Raw genomic sequence first — 20,109 nt, 5'->3', positions numbered from 1 at the left:
CCAGGACCCCGCGGCATCAGAACGCGCGACCGCCCGGCGGCGCGAGGTCCGGCCAGGGCGACACCCAAGAACGAAAAACAGGGCGCGCCAGGACTTTTCAGTCCGGCGCACCCTGGTTCGCAGGTATCCTCAGACCGCGCTCGGGCTCGGCAGCGCACCACGCGCCACCTCGTAGGCCGCGCCCACCCGGTACAGGCGGTCGTCGGCCAGCGCGGGCGCCATGATCTGCAGACCCACCGGCAGGTTGTCGTCGGCCGACAGACCCGAGGGCACCGACATGCCGGGGTGGCCCGCCAGGTTGGTCGGCAGGGTGCACAGGTCCGACAGGTACATGGCCAGCGGGTCGTCGACCTTCTCGCCCAGCTTCCACGGGGTGAACGGGCTGGTCGGCGAGACGAGCACGTCGACCTTTTCGTAGGCGGCGTCGAAGTCGCGCGCGATCATCGTGCGGACCTTCAGGGCCTGGCCGTAGTAGGCGTCGTAGTAGCCCGCCGACAGCGCGTAAGTGCCGATCATGATGCGGCGCTTGACCTCGGGCCCGAAACCGGCCTCACGGGTCAGCGACATCACCTGGTCGGCGCTGTGGCTGCCGTCGTCACCGACGCGCAGGCCGTAGCGCATGGCATCGAAGCGCGCCAGGTTCGACGACACCTCCGACGGCATCACCAGGTAGTACGAGGACAGCGCGTACTCGAAGCTCGGGCACGACACCTCGATCACCTCGGCGCCGAGTTCCTTCAGCACCGCGACCGCGGCGTCGAAAGAGGCCAGCACGCCGGATTGGTAACTGTCGGAGTGCAATTCGCGCACCACGCCGACGCGCACGCCGGTCAGGTCACCGTTGGCACCTTGCTTGGCGGCCGCGACGACGGGCGCCACCGCCACCTTGCGCGAGGTGGAGTCGCGCGGGTCGTGCCCGGCGATCACCTCGTGCAGCAGGGCGGTGTCGAGCACGGTGCGGCCACACGGACCACCCTGATCCAGCGACGACGCGCACGCGATCAGGCCGTAGCGGGAAACGGTGCCGTAGGTGGGCTTCACGCCGACCGTCGCGGTGACCGCGGCGGGCTGACGAATAGAGCCGCCGGTATCGGTGCCGATGGCAAGGGGTGCCTGGAACGAGGCCAGCGCCGCCGCCGAACCGCCACCGGAACCACCGGGGATGCGGGTGGTGTCCCACGGGTTGCGGGTCGGACCGTAGGCGGAGTTCTCGGTGGAGGAACCCATCGCGAACTCGTCCATGTTGGTCTTGCCGAGAATCGGGATGCCCGCGGCGCGCAGCCGGGAGGTGACCGTCGCGTCGTACGGCGACATCCAGCCCTCGAGAATCTTCGAGGCGCAGGTGGTCGGCATGTCGGTGGTGGTGAAAACGTCCTTGAGCGCCAACGGAACTCCCGCCAGCGACGAGGCGGGGGTCTCGCCCGCGGCGAGCGCGGCGTCGACCACGGCGGCGGCGGCGAGGGCTTGGTCACCCGCGACGTGCAGGAAGGCGTTGAGCTCACCGTCGACCTTGCCGATGCGATCCAGATGCGCCTGGGTGACCTCGGTGGAGGACACCTCGCCACCGTGGATCTTGCTCGCCAGCTCCGCAGCCGACAGCTGCGTCAACTCGGTCATTCGCCCTCTCCCAGGATCTGCGGGACCAGGAAACGCTGTTCTTCCACGGCGGGCGCCTGGTCCAGCGCCTGCTCGGGGGTGAGGCCGGGTGTGACCGCATCGGGCCTGGTCACATTGGTCGTCGGGTTCGGCGACGCGGTGGCGGGGACGTCGGCGGCGACCTCGGTGATGGTCTGCACGTGGCTGAGGATCGAATCCAGCTGACCGGCGAACTGGTCGAGTTCGGCGTCGGTCAACGCCAGCCGGGACAGCCGGGCGAGGTGAGCGACCTCGTCGCGGGAGATTGCGGGCACCGCGGGACCCCTTTCGGCTTCGGTGGGCAGTATCGGTACAGCCTAATTCACACAGTTGCGGAGCAATCCACAGCCTGCGCATGGCCGGAGGTACGCCTGATCGGCGACTCCGACGGGTTTCGACGCGCCCGCCCCCGCACCTCGGACGCACCCGCCTGGCACGAAAGTTCGCGCATGTCGCGCCGGCGGGGTCATACTTCGGGTCGAGAACTCGCGTTCAGGGGTGTAAGTATTGCTTCACCGGGTATTCGTCTCGAACAACCCCGGCCGGCAAGGAAAGGAACGCACGTGTCATACCTGCTCCGCGTGCAACTTCCGGATCGACCGGGAAGCCTCGGCTCCCTCGCACTCGCCCTCGGCGGGGTCGGCGCGGACATTCTCTCGCTCGATGTCGTGGAACGCGGCGCCGGCTTCGCGATCGACGATCTCGTCGTCGAAGTCCCCACCGGCGCACTGCCTGACACCCTCATCACCGCCGCGGAATCGGTGCGCGATGTGAGCGTCGACTCGATTCGCCCGTACTCCGGCGTGCTCGACACCCACCGCGAGCTGGAACTGATCGACCAGGTCGCCAGCGCCCGCGACGACCGCCTCCAGGTTCTCGTCGACGGCTGCCCCCGCGTGCTGCGCGTCGGCTGGTCCACGATCATCGGCCTCGGCCCCGCGGGCGCCTACCGCATCGTCGGCAGCCCGAGTGCCCCTGAGACACAAGCGGGTTCGGCGCCGTGGATGCCCATCGAGAAGCCGATGTGGCTCGACGGCGACGCCGACTGGGTGCCGGAGATCTGGCGCGACATGGATACCAAACTCGCCGCCGCACCGCTGGGCAACACCGGCAGGGCGCTGCTCCTCGGCCGCCCCGGTGGGCCCGACTTCCGCCCGTCGGAAGTGGCACGGCTCGGCTACCTCGCCGGCATCGTCGCCACCGTGCTGAACTGAGGCGGGTCAGCGCAGCGCGAGCCGCATGACGAACAGCTGCAGCCCGTCGTGGGTGGCCCAATCGCGTTCGGGAACACCGGCAAAGCCGAGCCGCTCATAGATCCGGTGAGCGTCGACCATCGAGAACATGGTGGTGAGCGCGACCGCCTCGAAGTCGCCTGATTTCGCCTCGTCGATGACGGCGCGAACCAGTTCGGTGCCCACACCGAGTCCGCGCGCCTGCTTCGACACCGCGAGCATGCGGAACTCGAGTTCACCGGGCTGGGCGATCTCGGCATAGCGCGTGCCCGGCTTCGCGACAGTGAGCGAGCCGACAACCCGCCCGTCGTGCACGGCGACAAGGACCTCGGCCTCGGCCGCCCGGTGGGCGACGTCGGCGAGTTCCCGAACGTAATCGTCGCCGTCGGGGACGTAGCCGTCGCCCACGTACACCTCGACGGTCAGCGCGGCGATCGCGTCGTATTCGTCGGGGTGAGCGGGGCGGATCAGAAGTCCGGTGGTCTGGTTCTCAGTGCCGTGCATCCCGAAATGATCCCATTCGGAGGCTTGTGAGCTCCGACTCACCCATGCCTCGGGAGGCCGGTGAGGTCGCTCAGGAGCCCAGGTAGGGGCGCAGGCCTGGGTGGTCGGCGTGCCAGTCGTCGGGGTTGTGCGGCGGGTAGGCGATGGCGAGGTGGTCGCCGGGGGCGGGCCAGTGGGCGGCATCCCAGGCGAAGCGGCGATAGACGACCTTGCCGGTGATCGAGGGGCCGGTGACGGTGCCGGTGATTGTCACGTAGTGCTCGCCGATCATCGCGGGCAGCGGGCTGACACCGGTCACAGCGAGCGAGCCGTGCTCGAGGTTCGCCCTACCCCGGCCGGTCCGTCCGGCGACAACGGCACCGATCGTCACCGCCAGCATCGTAACCAGCGCTACCGCCATCACCACTTCGAGCATGCGCCCATGCTAGGCCCGGCTACAGCGGTGTGAGCTCGCTGACCCCCAGCGAACGGCGCATCTGCCACACGGCGGTGCGGGTGCGCTGGGAGCGTCCGTTGCCTCGGTCGATCAGCGCGCGGTCGGCGGTGGTGTAGATCAGTTGTGCGCCACGGGAATTGGTCTCCGGGTTCTGGAACAGCTGCACGAGGCGGTCGGTCTCCTCGACCGGCAGGCCGACGCCGAGATCGTCGACCGCGAGCACCTGGCCGGAGTCGAGGGCTTCCAGCATGGCCGGCAGCACGCGCAGCAGCGAGCGGGTGGCGGTGGATTCGTCGGCCAGTTCGAACGCCACATCGATGCCCTCGTGCACCAGGCTCAGTCCCGCGCCGCGACGGTCGACCATGCGCCGGTACAGCGCGTCACGCGCCGCGCGAAGAGTACTCAGCTCGCGTTCCACCAGAATCTGCTCGGGGTGGTCGAGATGACCTGCCAGCGCGCTGATTTCGGCGTCCAGATCACGCAGGTAGTCCGCGTACATCGGATCGTGTTCGGCGACGAGCAGGTCCTCGATCCCGAGATCGGCTGTGCGCAGCAGCATCAGCAGCCGTGCCGCGTTGTCGGGCGAACGGGAGATGTGGCCGCCGAGGTCGTGCGCGAGCGCGTCGGCCTCGATATCACCCTGCTGCACAGCCAGATTCGCCGCGAACCACCGATAGGCGGGCACCAGTGCCTCGGCATACATCTGCCCCGCCAGGCTCAACAGCAACGCGTTCGGCCGCAGCAACGGCACCAACGCCGCCACCCCGTATCGAGCCGCCTCGAACATCGGCCCGATCTTGACCTCGTCACCCTGGCGTTCGAACACGATCCGCTTGCGCGACCGGGGATGGGTGTACAACCACTCCGCGACCACATCGGCGTTGTCGAGCCGGAACCCATAGGTATAAGGCACGCCCTCGGCAACGAACCCCGCGACGAATTCCGTTGGGCGATCGGCAAACCCGAGATGCGGACGTCGCACGGGGCCCGCATAGGGGTCCCACCCGCTCACCGAATTCAGTACCGCATCCCGCATCTGCGCGAGCGCATCGATCAAGCTTGTCTTCCCAGCGGCCGCCACCCCGTGCACCGCGGTCACCGGCACCGCCAGCGGCCCACCTGCCCCCCTGGTCAGCCGCAATTGCTGAACCTCCGCCAGCGATCCATGATTGGTCACCTGAAAACTGCGCAGCAAAGGTCCGCCTCTCCGAGATTCTTGGCAAGACTAAGGGACGTGGGCCCTCGTCGACGCGGCAGGCCGACGGCCTCACCGGAATTCCCGGCCGGACCCGAGTGCGGTCGACCGTCGTACGGAGCAACCTGCGTGGGTCCGCGAGTAGCTCACGAGAGAGGGCAACTAAACCGGGCGGGTTCGATCGCGACGCACTAAGGTGCTGGGCACTGTGGCTGGTTGGTCGCGGAGTTGGGCGTTCGGCGAAGAGGATGGGTGCGTGTGATGGCGGTTCGGATTGTTGTTCGCGGCGTTGTCGTTGCGGCCGTGACGGCGGCCGCGCTCGTGCCTGCCGCTGTGGTGAGTGCACCCGCAGCGATGGCGGATCCGTGCCCGACGGGGACGGCTCGGGTATTCCTCGGGAACTCGACCAACTCGTGTCAGGGTGCGGGGTCGGTCTCCTACACCGAGGCACCGGTGTCGAAGGTGTGCTCGATGGCCGGCACCGACGTGACAGTCGAGATCCAGACCAACATCAAGAAGCGGCCGCTGCGCACTCAGGAGCTCAGCAATGGGCAGTGCGGGTCGTTCGATATGAAGACCCAGATCGGCAACACGGTCACCGTCACCCCGAACTGACGCGGGCCCGACGTCGCATCCGATGACCGTTCCCGCACGTGGCGGGCTTATTCCGGCGTGATGACCTCGACCGTGGGGAAGTAGGTTCGGTACCTCGCCGCGTCGCGCGTGAGCAGTCGGTACCCGCTGATCGCGGCGTGCGCACCGATGTAGAAGTCGGGCAGCGGTGACCGCTTGTCGCCACCCCGCCGACGGTAGGCGAGGAAGGCTCTGGCAGCGAGGAAGGCCGCGTCCCAGGGCAGCTGCTCACGGTCGAAGGACTGGGCCGGCAATGCGGCCTCCACTGATTCCTTCGTCGCGTAGCCGATCGAAACCTCCGCGTAGATCAGCGGATTGATCACCACGCGGCCGGCGTTGCGCGCGGCGGACAATTCGGATGCCGACCATTGTTCCCACGTGGGGTCGCCGTCGAGCACATCGATGAGCACGCAACTGTCGACCAAGGTAGCGCGCCGCAGCGCGGTGACCGATTCAGTCACGCAGCAGCGCCATGATCTCGTCGGTCGTCAGGCCTGCGACTTCGGGATTGTCGAACCGGTGCCGTCGCATCTGCCGAACGAGCCGCTCGCCGGGACTGTCCGCGCCGCCACTCACCACGATGCGCAACGTGCCGCCGTCTTCGATGACATCGAGCTCGTCTCCTTCTTTCAGATTGAACCTCGACCGCAGCTCGGCAGGGATGGTCACCTGACCGTTCGCATTCATCCGCATGTCAGCCTCCATCTAATAGGTAACGGCGTAATAGATGATAACGCCGCAGATCACCTGATGGGAACACCGCTATTCGAAGGTGATCGACTCCGGTTCTTCGGCGAAGGCGCGGGCGACGTCGGTGGTGAGGGCCAGAGCCTTGCGGGCCCAGGGCAGGGGCGCGCCTGCCAGGCCGCAGGAAGGGGTGACCAGGATCTGGGTGGACAGGGTGGTGCGGGGGAAGCCGAGGCGGTCGATGAGGCGGACGGCGGGCTCGGCGATGTCGCGCCAGGTGGCCGGAGCCGTGGGTGGGGTGGTGGGGGTCAGGCCGAGGGCGATCTTCTTGCCGGAGTCGATGATTTCACCGAGGGCGTCGAGGTCGGCGGTGGTGATCGTCGCGGCGTCGAAGGAGATCGCCGCTGCTGCCGTGCGGCCCAGGGTGGTGAGCGGGGGTCGAGAAGCGCAGGTGTGCAATAGGACTGGCGATGATTGGGCGTTGATGACGGTGTCGAGGATGTGCAGGGTGTCCGGCTCCGGCAGCGCACGGATGGTATTCAGGATGCTGGGGCCTTGCAGGGAGCCCTCGAGAACCGTGGTGAGCTGAGGTTCGTCGAGTTGGATGACCACCTCGGCGCCCAGTCGTTTGCGGATCTCGGCGGCGTGGCGGACCAGCCCTTCGGCGAGGGATTCCGAAAGATCGCGTACCGCACCGGAATCGGTGAGAATGCGATGCCCGCCGGGCAGTTCCACCTCGGCGGCGAGAGTGAGCGGACCGGCGGCCTGGATCTTCACCACACGGCCGGTGCCCGCCAAACCCGCTGTCTCCCACGCCTCTTCGATGGCATCGAGGTCGGCGTGCATCAGGTCCCGCGCACGCCGCGAAACCCCGGTCGGGCGGGCGGCCAGGCGGTAACCGCGGGTCGTGGCATCGAAACGCAGGTCGACCAGCAGCGCCGAGACACGGCCGATCATGTCGGCGCCGATGCCACGCTCGGGTAGTTCGACCAGGTGCGGGAGGGCGGGCAGTTCGCCGATGATCGTCGCGGCGGCCTCGCGCGGATCGGTGCCGGGCCACGAGCCCACGCCGGTGGCGGTCCCACCGACGAGCAGGCCGACAGGCTCCGGCGCCTCCCGGGAATTCTCGCTTCGCCAGAGTGTCACGCGCTCAACACCTTTCGAGTCGTCGGACGCCGGTCACCACCCGGTCGGTGAGGACACCACGCTCCACGGACCGCGCACGCCGACCGTACGACGCACGGACCCGCCTTCGGCTATCTTGCCCGCACGCTCAGGCAGAGGCGTCGGCGGCGTCCGCGGAGATATCGGTGCGGTCTGTGCCGTTGATGGTGCCGCTGCCGATCACCGTGTCGCCACCGTCGGCATCGGGCAGGTACAGCACGATGGCCTGGCCCTTGGCGACGCCGGTGAGCGGCTCTGCCAGCCTGGCGACGAAGCCGTTACCGTCGGGCTCGACCACGGCAGGCGCGGTGCCACCGTGCGCGCGGACCTGCACGACACACTCGACCGACGAGGTCGGGCGAACGCCGGAGGTCCAGATCGCGCGGTCGGCGGTGATGATGTCGACCTGCAGGTCCTCGACCGAACCGACCTTGACCGTCCCCGAATCGGGGTCGATCCCGGTCACATAGCGCGGCTTGCCATCGGCGGCGGTGTGGCGCAGGCCCAGGCCCTTGCGCTGGCCGACGGTGAATCCGTGCACACCCTCGTGATTGCCGAGCACCGTGCCGTCGGAATCGACCAGCGCACCAGGACGGATGCCGATCTTGGCACCGAGGAAAGCGCGGGTATCGCCGGAGGGGATGAAGCAGATGTCGTGGCTGTCGGGCTTGTTCGCCACCGCCAGCCCGCGCTCGGCCGCTTCCGCACGGATCCGTGGCTTCGGGGTATCACCGACCGGGAACATCGCCCGCGCGAGCTGCTCGGCGGTGAGCACCGCCAGCACATAGGACTGGTCCTTGTCTGCGTCGACAGCGCGGCGAAGGACACCCTCGTCGAGCCGGGCGTAGTGCCCGGTGACCACGGCATCGAAGCCGAGCGCCTGCGCACGGTCGGCCAGCGCGGAGAACTTGATCTTCTCGTTGCAGCGAAGGCACGGGTTCGGGGTCTCCCCCGCGGCGTAGGCGGCGACGAAGTCGTCGATCACATCTTCCTTGAAGCGATCGGCGAAATCCCAGACGTAGAACGGGATTCCGAGCACATCGGCGGCGCGACGCGCGTCACCGGCGTCCTCCTTGGAGCAGCAGCCACGCGACCCGGTGCGCAGCGTGCCCGGGTTCGCCGACAGGGCCAGATGCACGCCGACCACCTCGTGACCCGCGTCCACGGCCCGCGCCGCGGCCACCGCGGAATCGACACCACCACTCATCGCGGCGAGAACTTTCATCAGGCACCTCCTCTAGCGCCGGCCAAGCCTGCGGCTCTGGCCCGATCGATGACCTGCGGCAGCACGGTCAACAGTGTTTCGACATCGGCCGCGGTCGAGGTGTGACCGAGCGAGAAGCGCAGCGAACTGCGCGCCTGCCACGGCTGCACACCCATCGCGATCAGCACATGGCTGGGCGAGGCGACCCCCGCGTTGCAGGCCGAACCGGTCGAGCATTCGACACCGGCGGCGTCGAGCAGCATGAGCAGCGAGTCACCCTCGCAACCGGGGAACGTGAAGTGAGCGTTGCCGGGCAGCCGATCGGTGGGGCCGTTGAGCACGGCCTCCGGCACCGCGGCCCGCACACCGTCGATCAACGCCTCGCGCAGCGCACGCAACTGCTGAGCGCGCGCGGGCAGGTCGGCGACGGCATCGCGCAGCGCGGCGGCCATCCCGATCGCCGCGGCCACATCGGAGGTACCGGAGCGCAGGTCGCGTTCGTGTCCGCCGCCGTGCACCAGTGGCACACACGGCACGTTGCGGCCGAGCAGCAGCACCCCGATCCCGTGCGGACCGCCGACCTTGTGGCCGGCCACGCTCAGTGCGGCCAGCCCGCTCGCGGCGAAGTCGACCGGAATCTGGGTCACCGCCTGGATCGCGTCACTGTGCATCGGAATGCCGAATTCCTGTGCGACAGCGGCCAATTCAGCGATCGGTTCGATAGTCCCGACCTCGTTGTTGGCCCACATCACACTGACCAGTGCCACCTCGTCTGCATACGCGGCGAGCACCTCACGCAACACCTGCGGCGATACGACACCGTCGGCGTCGACCGGCAGCCAGCTGACCTGCGCGCCCTCGTGCTTCTCGAGCCACTCGACCGCATCGAGCACCGCGTGATGCTCGACCGCGCTGGTGACGATCCTGGTGCGCCGCGGATCAGCCGCGCGACGCCCCCAGAAGATCCCCTTGACAGCCAGATTGTCGCTCTCGGTGCCCCCGGAAGTGAAGATCACCTCGGACGGTCGAGCACCCAGATCAGCCGCGATCGACTCACGCGCCTCCTCGAGCGACCGCCGCGCCGCGCGGCCCGAACCGTGCAGCGAGGACGCGTTACCGACCACCCCGAGGGCAGCCGTCATCGCCTCGACCGCGGCAGGCAACATCGGAGTGGTCGCCGCGTGATCGAGGTAGACCGTCTTGGGCGCACCGTTGACCGGACCCGAATAAGCCGACTTCATGACCGACAAAGCCTATACCACCGCTGACCTGGTCATCTTCGGGGTCCACCCCTGCTTTCTACGATTTTTCTACGATTTACCCAGGATTTCCAACACGTGTATCACCTATCTGTATTCCCGGATCGGCGGCAAGCAGGCCGGTGAGATGGCCGAGGCGGTCGGCTGCGAAGGACGAAGAGCGGGCGTCGCGCAGTGGTCCTAGTGACCCGCGGACAAGGTAGATACGAGATTCCGCAGGCTCCTCAGAGCGGATGACTTGACGGACAACCGGGTAACCAGGGCCCTCAGTGGCCCGGTCAGGATGTGCCGCAGCAGTTGCACCTGGACCTCAGGGTCGAGGACCTCGACGTGGCTGAGAAGTTGGCGCTGGGGTTCGGCGCGGTCAGGCCGGACCACCAGCCGGGCGGCGACCGGTGGCGGGTGCTGCTGGATCCGGCCGGTCACCCGTTCTGCCTGGTCGTCGACTGATTCCAGGCGGATCTCATGGTCCACGTGCTCGCCCGTCTTGGCCAACCACCACCAACCCGCGAACGCGGACAAACCACCGATACGACGGAAACGAGCGGACCGGCGCGAACCGCTCGAACGTCAGCTCGCCGACCGCCAACAGGCCCAGCTGTAGGGACTCGCCCCGTACCGAGCGGAACTTCACCACGAACTCATCGGTACCACCAGAGGCCAATTTGGAACTCATCGGCGCCGAACCCAAACCTTGCTCCTATCAACGGAACTCGATCAGAATGGGCCAACTGTGGTGGCAGAGAGACGACGTTGGGCCAGCTTGGGTGGCGAAGGTCCATCTTCACTGGCAGCCGACACTCGGTCTCGGCCCGCGCGGCGTGATCCGCGTTGGTCCTGATCGCGAAGCTCGGCGTCACCTGATCACGAATCTCGAGTGCACTTGTAGAATAGGGAAATTCGTGCTCGCGAATCACCATACCGAGACCACAGTGGCGCCATTGGATAGCGTCACCGCTGAGGCCGCCCCGAGCACCGCTGGCTATCGCTGAGCCATAGCAGATTTCGATCACAAGCGGCCGGTCGCATGACAAACAGCGATGAACTATTGCGGGAGAGCTCACCTCCCGACGCGCGCGCCTTCCCGGTAGTGTTCGGACACGACCAGGCGGGCTCAGCCGTCCAGCGCCCGTCCTGATCCTGATCGACGGAGGGGACAGAGTGTCGGACAACAGTCTTTTAATGGATGGTGCGGCGATCACGGCCGCGACCAACTCACTGACCGGCATCAACCAGTCATTGGAGGCCGGACTCCGTTCGGTCATCAGCGATATCGAGCAACTCCTGCAAGGCGGTTGGAGCGGAGAGGCCGCTGACGGCTTCCGCACCCTTTATCAGGAAGGTCGAGCAACTTTCGAGCAGTTGATGACCGAGGCATCGTCAATCATCGCCGCGGTTCCGACCGTGGTCGACACCCTCACCAACTCCGACAACAGCCATGCTGGCGACCTCCGCGCCGTCCAGAGCTCGCTCGACCTGTAGGGGTGCGCTATGAGTTATGACGGATACGCCGTCGACCTGGAGATGCTGGAGAACACCGAGCGACGGTTGGAAGGCTTCGTGGGTTTCGCGGAGGACCAACTGGTCGCCGCAGAAAAGCTGATCACCTCGACGCCGGATCGATGGACAGGCTCCGCGGCAGACGCCTACCTGGTACGGCACTCGGAATGGGCGAAGCAAGCGGCTATCGCGATCGCGGCCTTGGACGACGTTCGTACCCGTTTGACAAACGCACGAACGGCCTACCAGGCGACGGTGGACGCGAACAATCAGATGTTCGGGTGATGCGCTCAGCATCGCCGATATTGGGGGACGCATGGCTATTGCAGAATATAAATGGTTCAACTTCTTCGAGTTCGCCACAGCCGCCGATACAGCCTCGCTGAAGATACGGGAGGCGATCGAAACTCACACCGAAGAACTGGAATACACCGGCTCCGGCATGGCCGGCAGTGACGAAAAAGTCGGCAAGGAATGGGGAAAAGAATGGGACACAGCTCTTAATCGCTTCCTCCCGGCAGCCTGCCAATTGGCCGATGCTTACGGGGCAATCAGTAACCGTGCGTACTATGCCGGTGTCAATCAAATGTACTCAGAATGGGTGGCGAATAACCGGACGGGCGCGGTACCGCAGCCTCCGACGAGTCCTCCTCAGAACGTCGACCAAAGGGTGCCGTACGGCAATCTGCCAACATCGATCGGAGCGACAGGTGACCCACTTATCACCGATATCGGTGGTCTCGTAGAGCAAATCGGTCTTCCGCTGCCGACTGGCAACGATGAGAAGTTGAAAAAGGTCGGCATAGCGTTGAAGGCGCTGGCTACTGTCATTCAAGAGCAAACCGATGCCGTGCGGAAATATGGGCGCGAGCCCGGGGCGCGAGATTGTGAAGCTGCTCACAAAATGTATGATGAGTACGTCGAAGGAGTTCTTGGGCCTTCGGGGATGATTGCCTCGGATGCGAATACCCTCGCTTCCGCCTCGACCACGTTCGGTGAGCAAATCGTCAAGCAACGCGAAGAAATGAAGAACGCGTGCACTCAGTTGCTTGCCGAAGCTACGACTACGATCGTCGTCGGTCTCCTCGGAACAGTCGTGACCGTCGGAGGTTCCGATGTTGCTGCTGGCGTGATCACGACGACTCGTATTACTGCGTGCGCCAATCGGATTCGGCAAACTGTGGAACTGCTGATCACCGTAGTCCGTATGGCACGGTCGACATTCGCTCTCGTCAAATTGACCAATACGGCCATACAGTTGATGTCCAAAACCGTTCAAAAACCGGTTGTCAAGGTGAACATCGACCGCGACACCGGTGAGCGGAAGATGCAGATCACCTTCCCGAGGTGGAAACAAGAAGCCTGGGAAAGATACCTCCAAGACTGCCCCACTCGAAAGGGCGGGTGCAAGTCGATGGAGGAATGGAGTCGGCTCTATGACCAACTCATAGAGAACAACAGCAACGGCAGCGCATGGGACCAGGAAGTAGCAGAACTGCTCGGATACACTTCTGAGGCAGGATGGAAGTCGCAACAGCAGGTCGAGGACGTGCCGGGACGAGTCTACGACCACGTTCACTATGATGAGAACGGAAACCCGGATAGGCTGGTAGAAAACAAGAGTGGATCACTCGAAGACAAGCAGCTGAAAAAAGATGAAGGTGCGCTCGAAAACGGACACGAGGTGGAATATAATCTGAAGCAGCCCCTCAGTCGGGCTGATGAAGCCAAGCTGCAGCGGTTGAAATCAATATACGGTGACCAGTTGATCATTAACAGATTCTATAATTAGGCGAGGAGTCAGAGTGCCCAAGAAGGTCGAGCAAGACATTCGTGATACGCCCGAGTTCAAGACCATCCAGCACGATGAGCGCTTTCAGAGCTGGCTCCTTATGCATGATGCAGCAATGCAAATTGAATTCACCGTATCCGAAGTTCCGGAGCTGGATGGTTTTGAGTTCACGCGGGAGGGACTCGCGATTGCCGAACAGGAAATCTTGAAACGATTCAATGGTTCGAATCCGTTCTCCGAAGAAAATTACAAGCTCGGTATGCGATTCTTCTATTTTATCGGCGAGACGTTCCGGCGAAATTTGGAAGGGAAATGGGTAGCCCTTCCACCTGAGCCGCCTGCGACGAATGCAACATCTGCTATCGACTTGCCATTCAGATCCGGTTTCCAGAATCCACGACATATGATGGGTTTCGTGCAGCAGCGACGAACTGGAAAAGAGCTAACGACGATCTATGATCGTGCCGCAACCCGCTACGCGAAATGGGTTGAACTCGGGCGTCCGGCGCGGGGAACGTGGGACGGTTATTTGTAAAGTTATCTCGCGCGGCGCTGCCCTTTCTCGCTCTGGTGAAGCAATGCGCACTTCGGCGATGGTGCACGAGGCTCACGAACTGAGCGACACCTGCGTTTCACCGTCAAACGTCGCGCGCCCAGCGTCGGCAGCACGGGAGGGCCGCGATCAGGTCCGGGCTTGTACGGGTTGTACCCCGGGTACGGACCCTTCGGCGGCGGGGTCGAATTCGCCGCGCCCGGCGTCGATTTGCCGGACTTCTTCGTCCCGGCCGGTGCAGTCAACGGGCCCGCAGCACGCGAAACCGTTCCTGGGGGCCGTCCTAGCCACAACAGCCATCGGCGGCAGCCCAAACGCAATTGGGCATGGGCTTCTATGGCTCGCCGACGATCCGCATCCCGGCCGCTGCCTTCCGATAGTCGCGCAGCCCACGCCGAAGTGCCTGTCCGATGGTCTGTGCCGCATCCCGCTGCCCATCCACCAGGTGAGTGTAGATATCGAGAGTGGTCGTGTTGTTCTTGTGTCGCATGCGCCGGGTCACGTCGGCCAGGCTGTAGGCCCCGTCCGCCAACAGCGATCCGTACAGATGCCTGAGCGAGTGAAAACCCATCTGCTGGCGCATCTTTCCGTCGGGACCCCACGGCACCTTCTTCGCTGGCTCTTCGATGCCGTAGGTGCGAGCGACAGCTCGCCGTAGCCACCGCAAGTCCGCTGGGATCAGGGTGCCGTCAACATCCCAGACAATCAGTCCTGCCTGTGTCTCAGCCATGTTCACCGATTCTCGCAGACGGTAGCGGGACCCGCAGCGATCAGTGGTTCTCGTAGTGCGCTCAACGCCGACTTCCAAGGAAGTGGTCCAGTGTCGGAATCCTCGGTAATGCGAACGAATCGGACGCCCCACTCCGCAAGCCGTTCACGTGCCTGGCGTACGGCAGGAAAGTTCATCTGCTCCTGCTTCGCGTGCGGAACCGCCACGACGGGCAGTCCAGCTCCGACGGCTTCGACCAGCAGGGCGAGCGGCAGTGTGTCGCCTATTCCGGTGGCCCATTTGGCCAGCGAGTTCGTGGTCAAGGGTGCGGCGATGATCGCGTCAGCGGGCGGCAGGAGGTCGTCGGTTCCCGGTTGTTTGAACTCCCAGCGCACCGGATGCCCGGTCTGCGCTGCCAGTGCTTCGACGTCGAGGAAGCGGACACCGTTGGGCGAGGCGACGACGCACACGTCCCAGCCGTCAGCTTGCGCGAGTCCGACCAGTTCGCCGACCGTGTCAGCTGGTGACGCGCCGGTCACGATCGCATACAGCACCCGAGTTCGCTCAGTCATGAGCCCATCATGGCAGCCTGACCAGGCGCTGTCCGGCCTACACCACCGCTACGCCTACACGGTGGGCAAGGTTGCCCAGGTCGCCCGCGGTGAGGCTGCGCTTGGCTTCTCGCATCATCTGAGCGACCACCTCCTGCACGGTATCCATGTTCCGGACATGTTCTGACGCAATGCTTTCAGCTCGCAAGAACGCATCGAGGGCGACCGTGTGGGCACGACGCGACGACGCTGCACGCCCGACCTCGACCCAGTACTGGGCGGCCCTGCCCGGGGTCGGCAATGTCTGCGGTTTCAGCTTCCTCGCCAGGTCGAGCACGGTATCTGGCTCACGTGCTTCCATGGCGACCGACATCTTCCACAGCGCCACGTTCGATGAGCCGAAGGTGGTGTTGGAGATGACGGTCGTGTGGTCGGCCGGGATGGAGCGGTCGAGCCGTGCGGCGTACTCGGCCGCGTGTTCCAGGTGATCGCGGGGATCGCCGCCGGTGGCCGCTGTCGCCAACGATGCCTGTAAGTGCAGCATCCCGACTGTCTGCACATCGTTGGCGGTCTGTGCTCGTGATCCGACCACGGCCGCAGTGCTTTCCGCGCGATCCAGCGCGGCCTTCGACGAGGTCGGACGCGCCAGTAGAACCTGGCTGCTGACAAACGCCGCAGCCGCGATCCCCGGCCGACTCTCGATAGTGCGAGCAGCGTCTTCGGCGGCCCGCGCGGCTGACCATGCGACCGCGAGGTGTCCTCGGGCGCGCATCACCACGGATGTGTCGAAAGCGACCTGCGTCAATGCGTCCCAGGCGATGCGCTGGTCACCACCACGGCTTTCGTGTGCGTGCCGGTAGAGGTCGGTGATCAACGGCCCCACTAGCAACGCGAAAGTGGTGTACTCGCCGGCCATGTTGAGTCGCGTGACCGATCGGGTGGCGGCGAGGAGCGCGGAGATCGAGCGCAACGGTCCGGTGTCGGTGACGTTGCCTGCGGCCCAGAAGGCGGTCTCGATGTCGGTCACGAGTGCCGAGAAGTCGTCGGCCTCGGTCGGCGGTGGCTCCGCTCCGGTCGATCCTCGATCAGACGAGCCCGCGAACACCGCCTCGGTTCGTTCGACGCTCAGTTCGCTGTTGGTCGGTACAGCAACAGTGGTCGAGGCGGCACCACGTCGTCGCGCCCCTTTCGAGTGTCGCGCTCTCCAAGCGGTTTCGCCTTCGGCGACGATGTGCTCGAATCGTTCGCGGTCTTCTGGCGTCGTACGTTTCGCGTAGGTGGTGTCCAGGATCCCTTGCGTTTGCGAGCGGGGTTTGACCGCGCTCAGACCCGACCGCCAGTTGTTGATCGTGGTGGTCTCCACGCCGAGCATCGCGGCGAACTGCCGGATCGGCTGTCTCATCGCCTCTTGCAGCGCGGCAGCTTCGAAGCCGGTCCATTCCCGCCCTCGTATCATACGGCCCCCTACTTCCAGCTCCTGAACTGGGAAATGCCTACGCTACGCCCACGCTACGCCACCACTGTGCGGTTCCTACCAATGCTGTTGGCGGGCAATGATTGAAACCAGAACCCGCTTCGGAGAATCCGTGGCAAAACTGCCGAACGGGTGCACCTCGTTGTTTGGAAGCGTCACCAGGAAGGCCCGCGCATGAAACATTCGGACGAGCTGAACTCACAGCCCGCGGTGAGGCGTGACCAGTCCTCGGGCGCTAGCGCGATCTGTTCCGCCGACACGGTCCCTGCGACCGAGGCCACCCACAACCAATCGCGCGCCGAGCTTGTCAGAGCGCTCGAGGCGATGGCGCAAGACGGGTGGATCAAGACAGCACCCGCTGCACCCACGGCCGAGGCCACCGACGCTGCGACGGCGTTGACCGGGGAGTGGCGATGACCCAGACCGACGCACCCAGGGCATGGACCGAATCCCCCCACTCACGCTGCCAGTTCTACCGGAGCGTGTGCTCGCTGCCCACCGTGATCGATTCGGAAACGGGGCGGATCACGATGCGGGCCGGTCTTGTCGGTGCGGTGATGATGCCCACCGACCTCGCTCAACGGGTCAAAACAAGTCTCGATCTTCGCGGTGTCGCGCCGTTGTCGATCGTCGGTCACCCGCGCGCGGAAATGTGGACATTCCTTGTACGGGCCGATATTCGGCCGATCGGTGACCCCGCCGAGGTAGCTCGCTTGTGGAAGGCGCGAGTGGTGGTAATCCGCGATGGTGACATCGCGTTGCCGTCCCCGGTGGCGGACCCGCTGATGGTTCGCACGTGGGTGTCCCCGGCCACCAGCGCTTTTCGACCCTCGGGGGCTGTGGTGATCGAATGCGCGTTATCGATCTTGAGGCAGACGCCGCAATGAACAACGGCGGCCGGTCACCTCGCCCAGACGAACCCGATATTCGCCTTTCCGTCGAAATAACCGGTGTGCGAGTGTATTTCGCCGCGTGCCTGACGGCCGCGCTGGTGTTCGTCTGTGATGTGGCCGCCCGCCGTCCCGGCACCGTCGCTGTCTATCCCGGCCACTGTGCCGGATTGCCCCGCCTTCCCAACGAGCGCCTTTTCCTACAGCCCTGACCCGCGCACAGCGCGCGCCCTTCGACCGCCCGAATGACCTTGGCACGACTGCCCGGTGAGACCACACGACACCTCACCCGGGCTTTGCCCCCGCGCCAAGGCGGCCCCGGAGTCGATTCCCAGCGACTACCGGGGCCACCCCGCCCCGCGCACCACACAGAAGGACCCGAGTCGCCATGTATGCGAAGTTCGACACGACAACCACCTCCCCCGCCGCCCGCTCACGCCGCCACCGAAGGATTGCGGCTGGAGTGCTGGCCGGGCTCGCAGTACTGGCAGTGATGGCGGTGGTCACGGCCCCGGATGGGAGTTCGCAGCCGCCCGGTTTTGCTTGCGAAGAGACCGCCGGACCCGACGTGGTCACCGGTTCCGGGCCCGGTGACACCACCAGCGGCCCGGCCGCGATCCTGGGGTTCAATCACGCCTACTACGTGGACCGATCCTCCGAGCAGGCGCGTCGGTTCCTGACTTCCGACTCGGCGGTCACCACTGGTGACCGGTTGCAGACCGGGATCGATGCCGTTTCCGCCGACACCCGCCACTGCGTGAGTATTTCTGCGGTGAACACCACCGGTGAGTCCGCCCGGTGGGCGGTGACTGTGGCCGAGTTCCGGCCCGACACCGAGCCCTGGATCGCCCGGCAGGCCGTGACCACCCGCACCGTCGACGGGGCGACTCTGATCAGCGAGATCTCCCTGGCCTGAGCCCTTCACACAGACCACCTGAATACCTCGGACCGAATCCGGCGACCCCCCGAGCCGGTCGGGTCCAAGGGTGGGGAACGTCCTCGGAGGCCGCCCAACCTCCGGGCCTCCCAGGACGCCCACACGAACCACACGAACCACACCCGGTGGAACGCTCCACCGAATCTAAACCATTGAAATACCGAGGAAAGGTTAGAGCCATGGCCAACACGAGCTGGTACGACGTCACCGACGGCGGGCTGGAAACGTTGCAGCGCAGCCTGATTCCCCTTGAGGCCGACACCAAGAACCAGCGCAGCTACAACCCCATGATCATCCCGGGACTTTTGCAGACCCACGACTACGCCCGCGCGATCCTCACCAAGTGCTCGGCGGTATTGGAGTTCCCCGACGACAGCGAAGCGACCGCGATCGCGCGCCTGGAACGCCAGACCGTGCTCGACCTTCCCTGCCACAAGTTCCACGTGCTCATCGGTGAAGCCGCGCTGCGACTCACGGTCGGCAGCTCTGAGGTGATGGCCGCCCAGATCCGGCAGCTGGCCGACATCCTGACCGCCCGCGAACATGTCCGGATCGGCATCATCCCGCTCAACGCCGAATTCGTGGCCCCAGCAATCAATTTCGTGCTCAACGACACGACCAGCGCCGACAGCGAGGGAATCACAGGGCCGATCGAGAACACCGAAGCCGCCGAGATCGAGCTGGTCGAGCGAACTTTCGACCTGCTCGCCACCACAGCCGTCTACGGCGAGGAGGCCCACTCCATCCTGACCCGGGCACTCGCAAGCCACACCGAGTCCGGCATCTGATCCAACCGACCGCTCGCGAGGACACGCAACCAGCCCGACGCCGCATCCCTCATCACGGCAGCCGAGCGGTTGTTCGGGGTCTCGCGGCACCCATCCGGCGAGGACAGGACATGACAGCCCCCAACCAGACAGTGGACGCCAGCCGACCCAACAGCGCCCGCGTGTGCAACGTTCTGCTGGGCGGCATAGACGGTTACGAACTCGAACTACTGGTCGCCAAGCCCCTTTTGGACAGCCAACTCACGATCGCCATGCGCAAAGCACGCCGCTTCGCCCGCCGCGCCGTCGAACACCTGCGCAACCAGCACCAGGTGAACCAGGTGGTCGAACTCGGCTGCGGATTCCAGCTATCACCAGATATCGGCGAGATCACCGCAGACGCCAGCAGCACCGCCCGCACCGTCTATATCGACAACGATCTCCTCGCCGCTACCCACGCCCGTGCCCTGCTGACCGAACCGAACAGTGTTGTCTCCGAGGTCAACCTCACCGATGTCACCGCTGTCCTCGCAGAGATCACCGCGGTCATGGACTCCACCGCGCCTTTAGCGGTCTGCCTGTCCGGGACCGCTGAACTCCTCGCCGACGCCCCCGCCGTTCTCCACGCGCTGACCAGCCAGCTCCGACCCGGAACCTGGATCGTGTTCAGCCACATCGCCGACGATGTCGCCGGGAACGACATCAGCAGCGCCGTTGCAGCTCTGGGCGACGCGGGCATTGCCTTTCACCCGCGCGACCGCGACACGATCACCGCGATGCTGGCCCCCTACCGGCTCGGTGCTCCCGGGTTGATCGCACCGCACCGGTGGCGGCCCACCGACACCGCCCACGACACCCTGCGGCCCTTGCACCCCGACACCTGGGACCTGGCCGCCTACGCCGCTCTCGGACAACTACCCCACTAAGCGGAACCAGACGCCGAGCGGTCTCGACGCCGCCCTCGCAATTCACCCGTACCACCATGCG

At 65.4% G+C, this 20,109-nt stretch carries 26 protein-coding genes; 13 read left to right on the top strand and 13 right to left on the bottom strand.

The features are described 5' to 3' along the window. Nucleotides 1-129 precede the first annotated feature (129 nt). Nucleotides 130-1,617 (bottom strand): Asp-tRNA(Asn)/Glu-tRNA(Gln) amidotransferase subunit GatA, encoded by a 1,488-nt coding sequence (gene gatA / locus ACTWPB_RS15690; protein ID WP_446221408.1) that lies wholly within the window; start codon nucleotides 1,615-1,617, stop codon nucleotides 130-132. Further along, the gene (gene gatC, locus ACTWPB_RS15685; protein ID WP_378912547.1) at nucleotides 1,614-1,910 is read right to left on the bottom strand and encodes an Asp-tRNA(Asn)/Glu-tRNA(Gln) amidotransferase subunit GatC; all 297 of its coding nucleotides are present in this window, start codon (nucleotides 1,908-1,910) and stop codon (nucleotides 1,614-1,616) included. The genes gatA and gatC overlap by 4 nt, the downstream gene beginning before the upstream one ends. Before the next feature lie 288 nt (nucleotides 1,911-2,198). On the opposite strand from gatC, the gene ACTWPB_RS15680 reads away from it, so the two are divergent. Beyond that, nucleotides 2,199-2,849, top strand: a complete 651-nt coding sequence (locus ACTWPB_RS15680; protein ID WP_446221407.1) for an amino acid-binding protein — start codon at nucleotides 2,199-2,201, stop codon at nucleotides 2,847-2,849. A gap of 6 nt (nucleotides 2,850-2,855) precedes the next feature. Here ACTWPB_RS15680 and ACTWPB_RS15675 read toward each other — a convergent pair whose 3' ends face one another. The 3 genes from ACTWPB_RS15675 to ACTWPB_RS15665 all read right to left on the bottom strand — a co-directional run bounded on the left by ACTWPB_RS15675 (nucleotide 2,856) and on the right by ACTWPB_RS15665 (nucleotide 5,002). Further along, nucleotides 2,856-3,371 carry a GNAT family N-acetyltransferase gene (locus ACTWPB_RS15675; RefSeq protein WP_446221406.1) on the bottom strand — a complete coding sequence of 172 codons (516 nt, stop codon included), beginning with the start codon at nucleotides 3,369-3,371 and terminating at the stop codon, nucleotides 2,856-2,858. Between the two features lie 70 nt (nucleotides 3,372-3,441). Continuing rightward, complete coding sequence (locus tag ACTWPB_RS15670) at nucleotides 3,442-3,786, bottom strand: hypothetical protein (RefSeq protein ID WP_446221405.1); 345 nt, start codon at nucleotides 3,784-3,786, stop codon at nucleotides 3,442-3,444. Between the two features lie 19 nt (nucleotides 3,787-3,805). Beyond that, complete coding sequence (locus ACTWPB_RS15665) at nucleotides 3,806-5,002, bottom strand: AAA family ATPase (protein WP_446221404.1); 1,197 nt, start codon at nucleotides 5,000-5,002, stop codon at nucleotides 3,806-3,808. A gap of 261 nt (nucleotides 5,003-5,263) precedes the next feature. On the opposite strand from ACTWPB_RS15665, the gene ACTWPB_RS15660 reads away from it, so the two are divergent. Further along, the gene (locus tag ACTWPB_RS15660) at nucleotides 5,264-5,617 is read left to right on the top strand and encodes a hypothetical protein (protein WP_446221403.1); all 354 of its coding nucleotides are present in this window, start codon (nucleotides 5,264-5,266) and stop codon (nucleotides 5,615-5,617) included. A gap of 47 nt (nucleotides 5,618-5,664) precedes the next feature. Here ACTWPB_RS15660 and ACTWPB_RS15655 read toward each other — a convergent pair whose 3' ends face one another. The 5 genes from ACTWPB_RS15655 to ACTWPB_RS15635 all read right to left on the bottom strand — a co-directional run bounded on the left by ACTWPB_RS15655 (nucleotide 5,665) and on the right by ACTWPB_RS15635 (nucleotide 9,931). Continuing rightward, nucleotides 5,665-6,096, bottom strand: coding sequence for a type II toxin-antitoxin system VapC family toxin (locus ACTWPB_RS15655; RefSeq protein ID WP_446221402.1), 432 nt, complete (start codon nucleotides 6,094-6,096; stop codon nucleotides 5,665-5,667). Continuing rightward, entirely contained in the window at nucleotides 6,089-6,328 is a 240-nt protein-coding gene (locus ACTWPB_RS15650) for an AbrB/MazE/SpoVT family DNA-binding domain-containing protein (RefSeq protein WP_378912555.1), read from the bottom strand. The genes ACTWPB_RS15655 and ACTWPB_RS15650 overlap by 8 nt, the downstream gene beginning before the upstream one ends. Before the next feature lie 69 nt (nucleotides 6,329-6,397). Further along, nucleotides 6,398-7,468 (bottom strand): methionine synthase, encoded by a 1,071-nt coding sequence (locus tag ACTWPB_RS15645; RefSeq protein WP_446221401.1) that lies wholly within the window; start codon nucleotides 7,466-7,468, stop codon nucleotides 6,398-6,400. A gap of 127 nt (nucleotides 7,469-7,595) precedes the next feature. Further along, a complete protein-coding gene (gene mnmA, locus ACTWPB_RS15640; RefSeq protein ID WP_446221400.1) occupies nucleotides 7,596-8,711 on the bottom strand; it encodes a tRNA 2-thiouridine(34) synthase MnmA in 1,116 nt (371 codons plus the stop codon). Next, the gene (locus tag ACTWPB_RS15635; protein ID WP_446221399.1) at nucleotides 8,711-9,931 is read right to left on the bottom strand and encodes a cysteine desulfurase family protein; all 1,221 of its coding nucleotides are present in this window, start codon (nucleotides 9,929-9,931) and stop codon (nucleotides 8,711-8,713) included. The genes mnmA and ACTWPB_RS15635 overlap by 1 nt, the downstream gene beginning before the upstream one ends. On the opposite strand from ACTWPB_RS15635, the gene ACTWPB_RS15630 reads away from it, so the two are divergent. The 6 genes from ACTWPB_RS15630 to ACTWPB_RS15605 all read left to right on the top strand — a co-directional run bounded on the left by ACTWPB_RS15630 (nucleotide 9,930) and on the right by ACTWPB_RS15605 (nucleotide 13,776). Continuing rightward, the gene (locus ACTWPB_RS15630) at nucleotides 9,930-10,133 is read left to right on the top strand and encodes a hypothetical protein (protein ID WP_446221398.1); all 204 of its coding nucleotides are present in this window, start codon (nucleotides 9,930-9,932) and stop codon (nucleotides 10,131-10,133) included. The genes ACTWPB_RS15635 and ACTWPB_RS15630 overlap by 2 nt on opposite strands. Nucleotides 10,134-10,234: 101 nt before the next feature. Next, on the top strand, nucleotides 10,235-10,399 hold the full coding sequence (locus ACTWPB_RS15625) for a VOC family protein (RefSeq protein ID WP_446221397.1): 165 nt from the start codon (nucleotides 10,235-10,237) through the stop codon (nucleotides 10,397-10,399). 711 nt (nucleotides 10,400-11,110) lie between these two features. Continuing rightward, the gene (locus ACTWPB_RS15620; RefSeq protein WP_446221396.1) at nucleotides 11,111-11,431 is read left to right on the top strand and encodes a WXG100 family type VII secretion target; all 321 of its coding nucleotides are present in this window, start codon (nucleotides 11,111-11,113) and stop codon (nucleotides 11,429-11,431) included. Between the two features lie 9 nt (nucleotides 11,432-11,440). Further along, nucleotides 11,441-11,734, top strand: a complete 294-nt coding sequence (locus tag ACTWPB_RS15615; RefSeq protein WP_446221395.1) for a WXG100 family type VII secretion target — start codon at nucleotides 11,441-11,443, stop codon at nucleotides 11,732-11,734. Between the two features lie 31 nt (nucleotides 11,735-11,765). Then, nucleotides 11,766-13,241, top strand: coding sequence for a hypothetical protein (locus tag ACTWPB_RS15610; protein ID WP_446221394.1), 1,476 nt, complete (start codon nucleotides 11,766-11,768; stop codon nucleotides 13,239-13,241). 13 nt (nucleotides 13,242-13,254) lie between these two features. Further along, nucleotides 13,255-13,776, top strand: a complete 522-nt coding sequence (locus tag ACTWPB_RS15605) for a hypothetical protein (protein ID WP_446221393.1) — start codon at nucleotides 13,255-13,257, stop codon at nucleotides 13,774-13,776. 352 nt (nucleotides 13,777-14,128) lie between these two features. On the opposite strand, the gene ACTWPB_RS15600 is transcribed toward ACTWPB_RS15605, so the two are convergent. From ACTWPB_RS15600 to ACTWPB_RS15590, 3 genes are read right to left on the bottom strand one after another with little or no spacing between them, the layout of a single operon-like run. Next, nucleotides 14,129-14,524, bottom strand: coding sequence for a hypothetical protein (locus ACTWPB_RS15600; RefSeq protein ID WP_446221392.1), 396 nt, complete (start codon nucleotides 14,522-14,524; stop codon nucleotides 14,129-14,131). Between the two features lie 2 nt (nucleotides 14,525-14,526). Further along, nucleotides 14,527-15,075, bottom strand: a complete 549-nt coding sequence (locus ACTWPB_RS15595) for a flavoprotein (protein ID WP_446221391.1) — start codon at nucleotides 15,073-15,075, stop codon at nucleotides 14,527-14,529. 37 nt (nucleotides 15,076-15,112) lie between these two features. Further along, nucleotides 15,113-16,456, bottom strand: coding sequence for a hypothetical protein (locus tag ACTWPB_RS15590; protein WP_446221390.1), 1,344 nt, complete (start codon nucleotides 16,454-16,456; stop codon nucleotides 15,113-15,115). Nucleotides 16,457-16,702: 246 nt separating this feature from the next. Here ACTWPB_RS15590 and ACTWPB_RS15585 point away from each other — a divergent pair, with 246 nt between their 5' ends. The 5 genes from ACTWPB_RS15585 (at nucleotide 16,703) to ACTWPB_RS15565 (ending at nucleotide 20,048) form a co-directional block, all read left to right on the top strand. Next, nucleotides 16,703-16,945 (top strand): hypothetical protein, encoded by a 243-nt coding sequence (locus ACTWPB_RS15585; protein WP_446221389.1) that lies wholly within the window; start codon nucleotides 16,703-16,705, stop codon nucleotides 16,943-16,945. Next, nucleotides 16,942-17,415: a DNA-directed RNA polymerase subunit beta gene (locus tag ACTWPB_RS15580; RefSeq protein WP_446221388.1), complete on the top strand. Its 474-nt coding sequence runs from the start codon at nucleotides 16,942-16,944 to the stop codon at nucleotides 17,413-17,415. The genes ACTWPB_RS15585 and ACTWPB_RS15580 overlap by 4 nt, the downstream gene beginning before the upstream one ends. A 391-nt stretch (nucleotides 17,416-17,806) precedes the next feature. After that, a complete protein-coding gene (locus ACTWPB_RS15575; protein WP_446221387.1) occupies nucleotides 17,807-18,334 on the top strand; it encodes a hypothetical protein in 528 nt (175 codons plus the stop codon). A gap of 200 nt (nucleotides 18,335-18,534) precedes the next feature. Next, entirely contained in the window at nucleotides 18,535-19,143 is a 609-nt protein-coding gene (locus ACTWPB_RS15570) for a DUF5753 domain-containing protein (protein WP_446221386.1), read from the top strand. A gap of 110 nt (nucleotides 19,144-19,253) precedes the next feature. Beyond that, nucleotides 19,254-20,048, top strand: coding sequence for an SAM-dependent methyltransferase (locus ACTWPB_RS15565; RefSeq protein ID WP_446221385.1), 795 nt, complete (start codon nucleotides 19,254-19,256; stop codon nucleotides 20,046-20,048). Nucleotides 20,049-20,109: the final 61 nt, after the last annotated feature.

It is taken from the genome of Nocardia sp. IBHARD005, from assembly GCF_052814245.1.
This window is presented reverse-complemented; position numbering and strand designations above follow the sequence as displayed.

Bases quoted from the DNA above. Each gene is read 5' to 3' on its own strand.
- gatA (WP_446221408.1), bottom strand. From the start codon at position 1,617: ATGACCGAGTTGACGCAGCTGTCGGCTGCGGAGCTGGCGAGCAAGATC.
- ACTWPB_RS15675 (WP_446221406.1), bottom strand. From the start codon at position 3,371: ATGCACGGCACTGAGAACCAGACCACCGGACTTCTGATCCGCCCCGCT.
- ACTWPB_RS15670 (WP_446221405.1), bottom strand. From the start codon at position 3,786: ATGCTCGAAGTGGTGATGGCGGTAGCGCTGGTTACGATGCTGGCGGTG.
- ACTWPB_RS15660 (WP_446221403.1), top strand. From the start codon at position 5,264: ATGGCGGTTCGGATTGTTGTTCGCGGCGTTGTCGTTGCGGCCGTGACG.
- ACTWPB_RS15650 (WP_378912555.1), bottom strand. From the start codon at position 6,328: ATGCGGATGAATGCGAACGGTCAGGTGACCATCCCTGCCGAGCTGCGG.
- mnmA (WP_446221400.1), bottom strand. From the start codon at position 8,711: ATGAAAGTTCTCGCCGCGATGAGTGGTGGTGTCGATTCCGCGGTGGCC.
- ACTWPB_RS15630 (WP_446221398.1), top strand. From the start codon at position 9,930: ATGACCGACAAAGCCTATACCACCGCTGACCTGGTCATCTTCGGGGTC.
- ACTWPB_RS15635 (WP_446221399.1), bottom strand. From the start codon at position 9,931: ATGAAGTCGGCTTATTCGGGTCCGGTCAACGGTGCGCCCAAGACGGTC.
- ACTWPB_RS15615 (WP_446221395.1), top strand. From the start codon at position 11,441: ATGAGTTATGACGGATACGCCGTCGACCTGGAGATGCTGGAGAACACC.
- ACTWPB_RS15610 (WP_446221394.1), top strand. From the start codon at position 11,766: ATGGCTATTGCAGAATATAAATGGTTCAACTTCTTCGAGTTCGCCACA.
- ACTWPB_RS15600 (WP_446221392.1), bottom strand. From the start codon at position 14,524: ATGGCTGAGACACAGGCAGGACTGATTGTCTGGGATGTTGACGGCACC.
- ACTWPB_RS15595 (WP_446221391.1), bottom strand. From the start codon at position 15,075: ATGACTGAGCGAACTCGGGTGCTGTATGCGATCGTGACCGGCGCGTCA.
- ACTWPB_RS15590 (WP_446221390.1), bottom strand. From the start codon at position 16,456: ATGAGACAGCCGATCCGGCAGTTCGCCGCGATGCTCGGCGTGGAGACC.
- ACTWPB_RS15585 (WP_446221389.1), top strand. From the start codon at position 16,703: ATGAAACATTCGGACGAGCTGAACTCACAGCCCGCGGTGAGGCGTGAC.
- ACTWPB_RS15580 (WP_446221388.1), top strand. From the start codon at position 16,942: ATGACCCAGACCGACGCACCCAGGGCATGGACCGAATCCCCCCACTCA.
- ACTWPB_RS15575 (WP_446221387.1), top strand. From the start codon at position 17,807: ATGTATGCGAAGTTCGACACGACAACCACCTCCCCCGCCGCCCGCTCA.
- ACTWPB_RS15570 (WP_446221386.1), top strand. From the start codon at position 18,535: ATGGCCAACACGAGCTGGTACGACGTCACCGACGGCGGGCTGGAAACG.
- ACTWPB_RS15565 (WP_446221385.1), top strand. From the start codon at position 19,254: ATGACAGCCCCCAACCAGACAGTGGACGCCAGCCGACCCAACAGCGCC.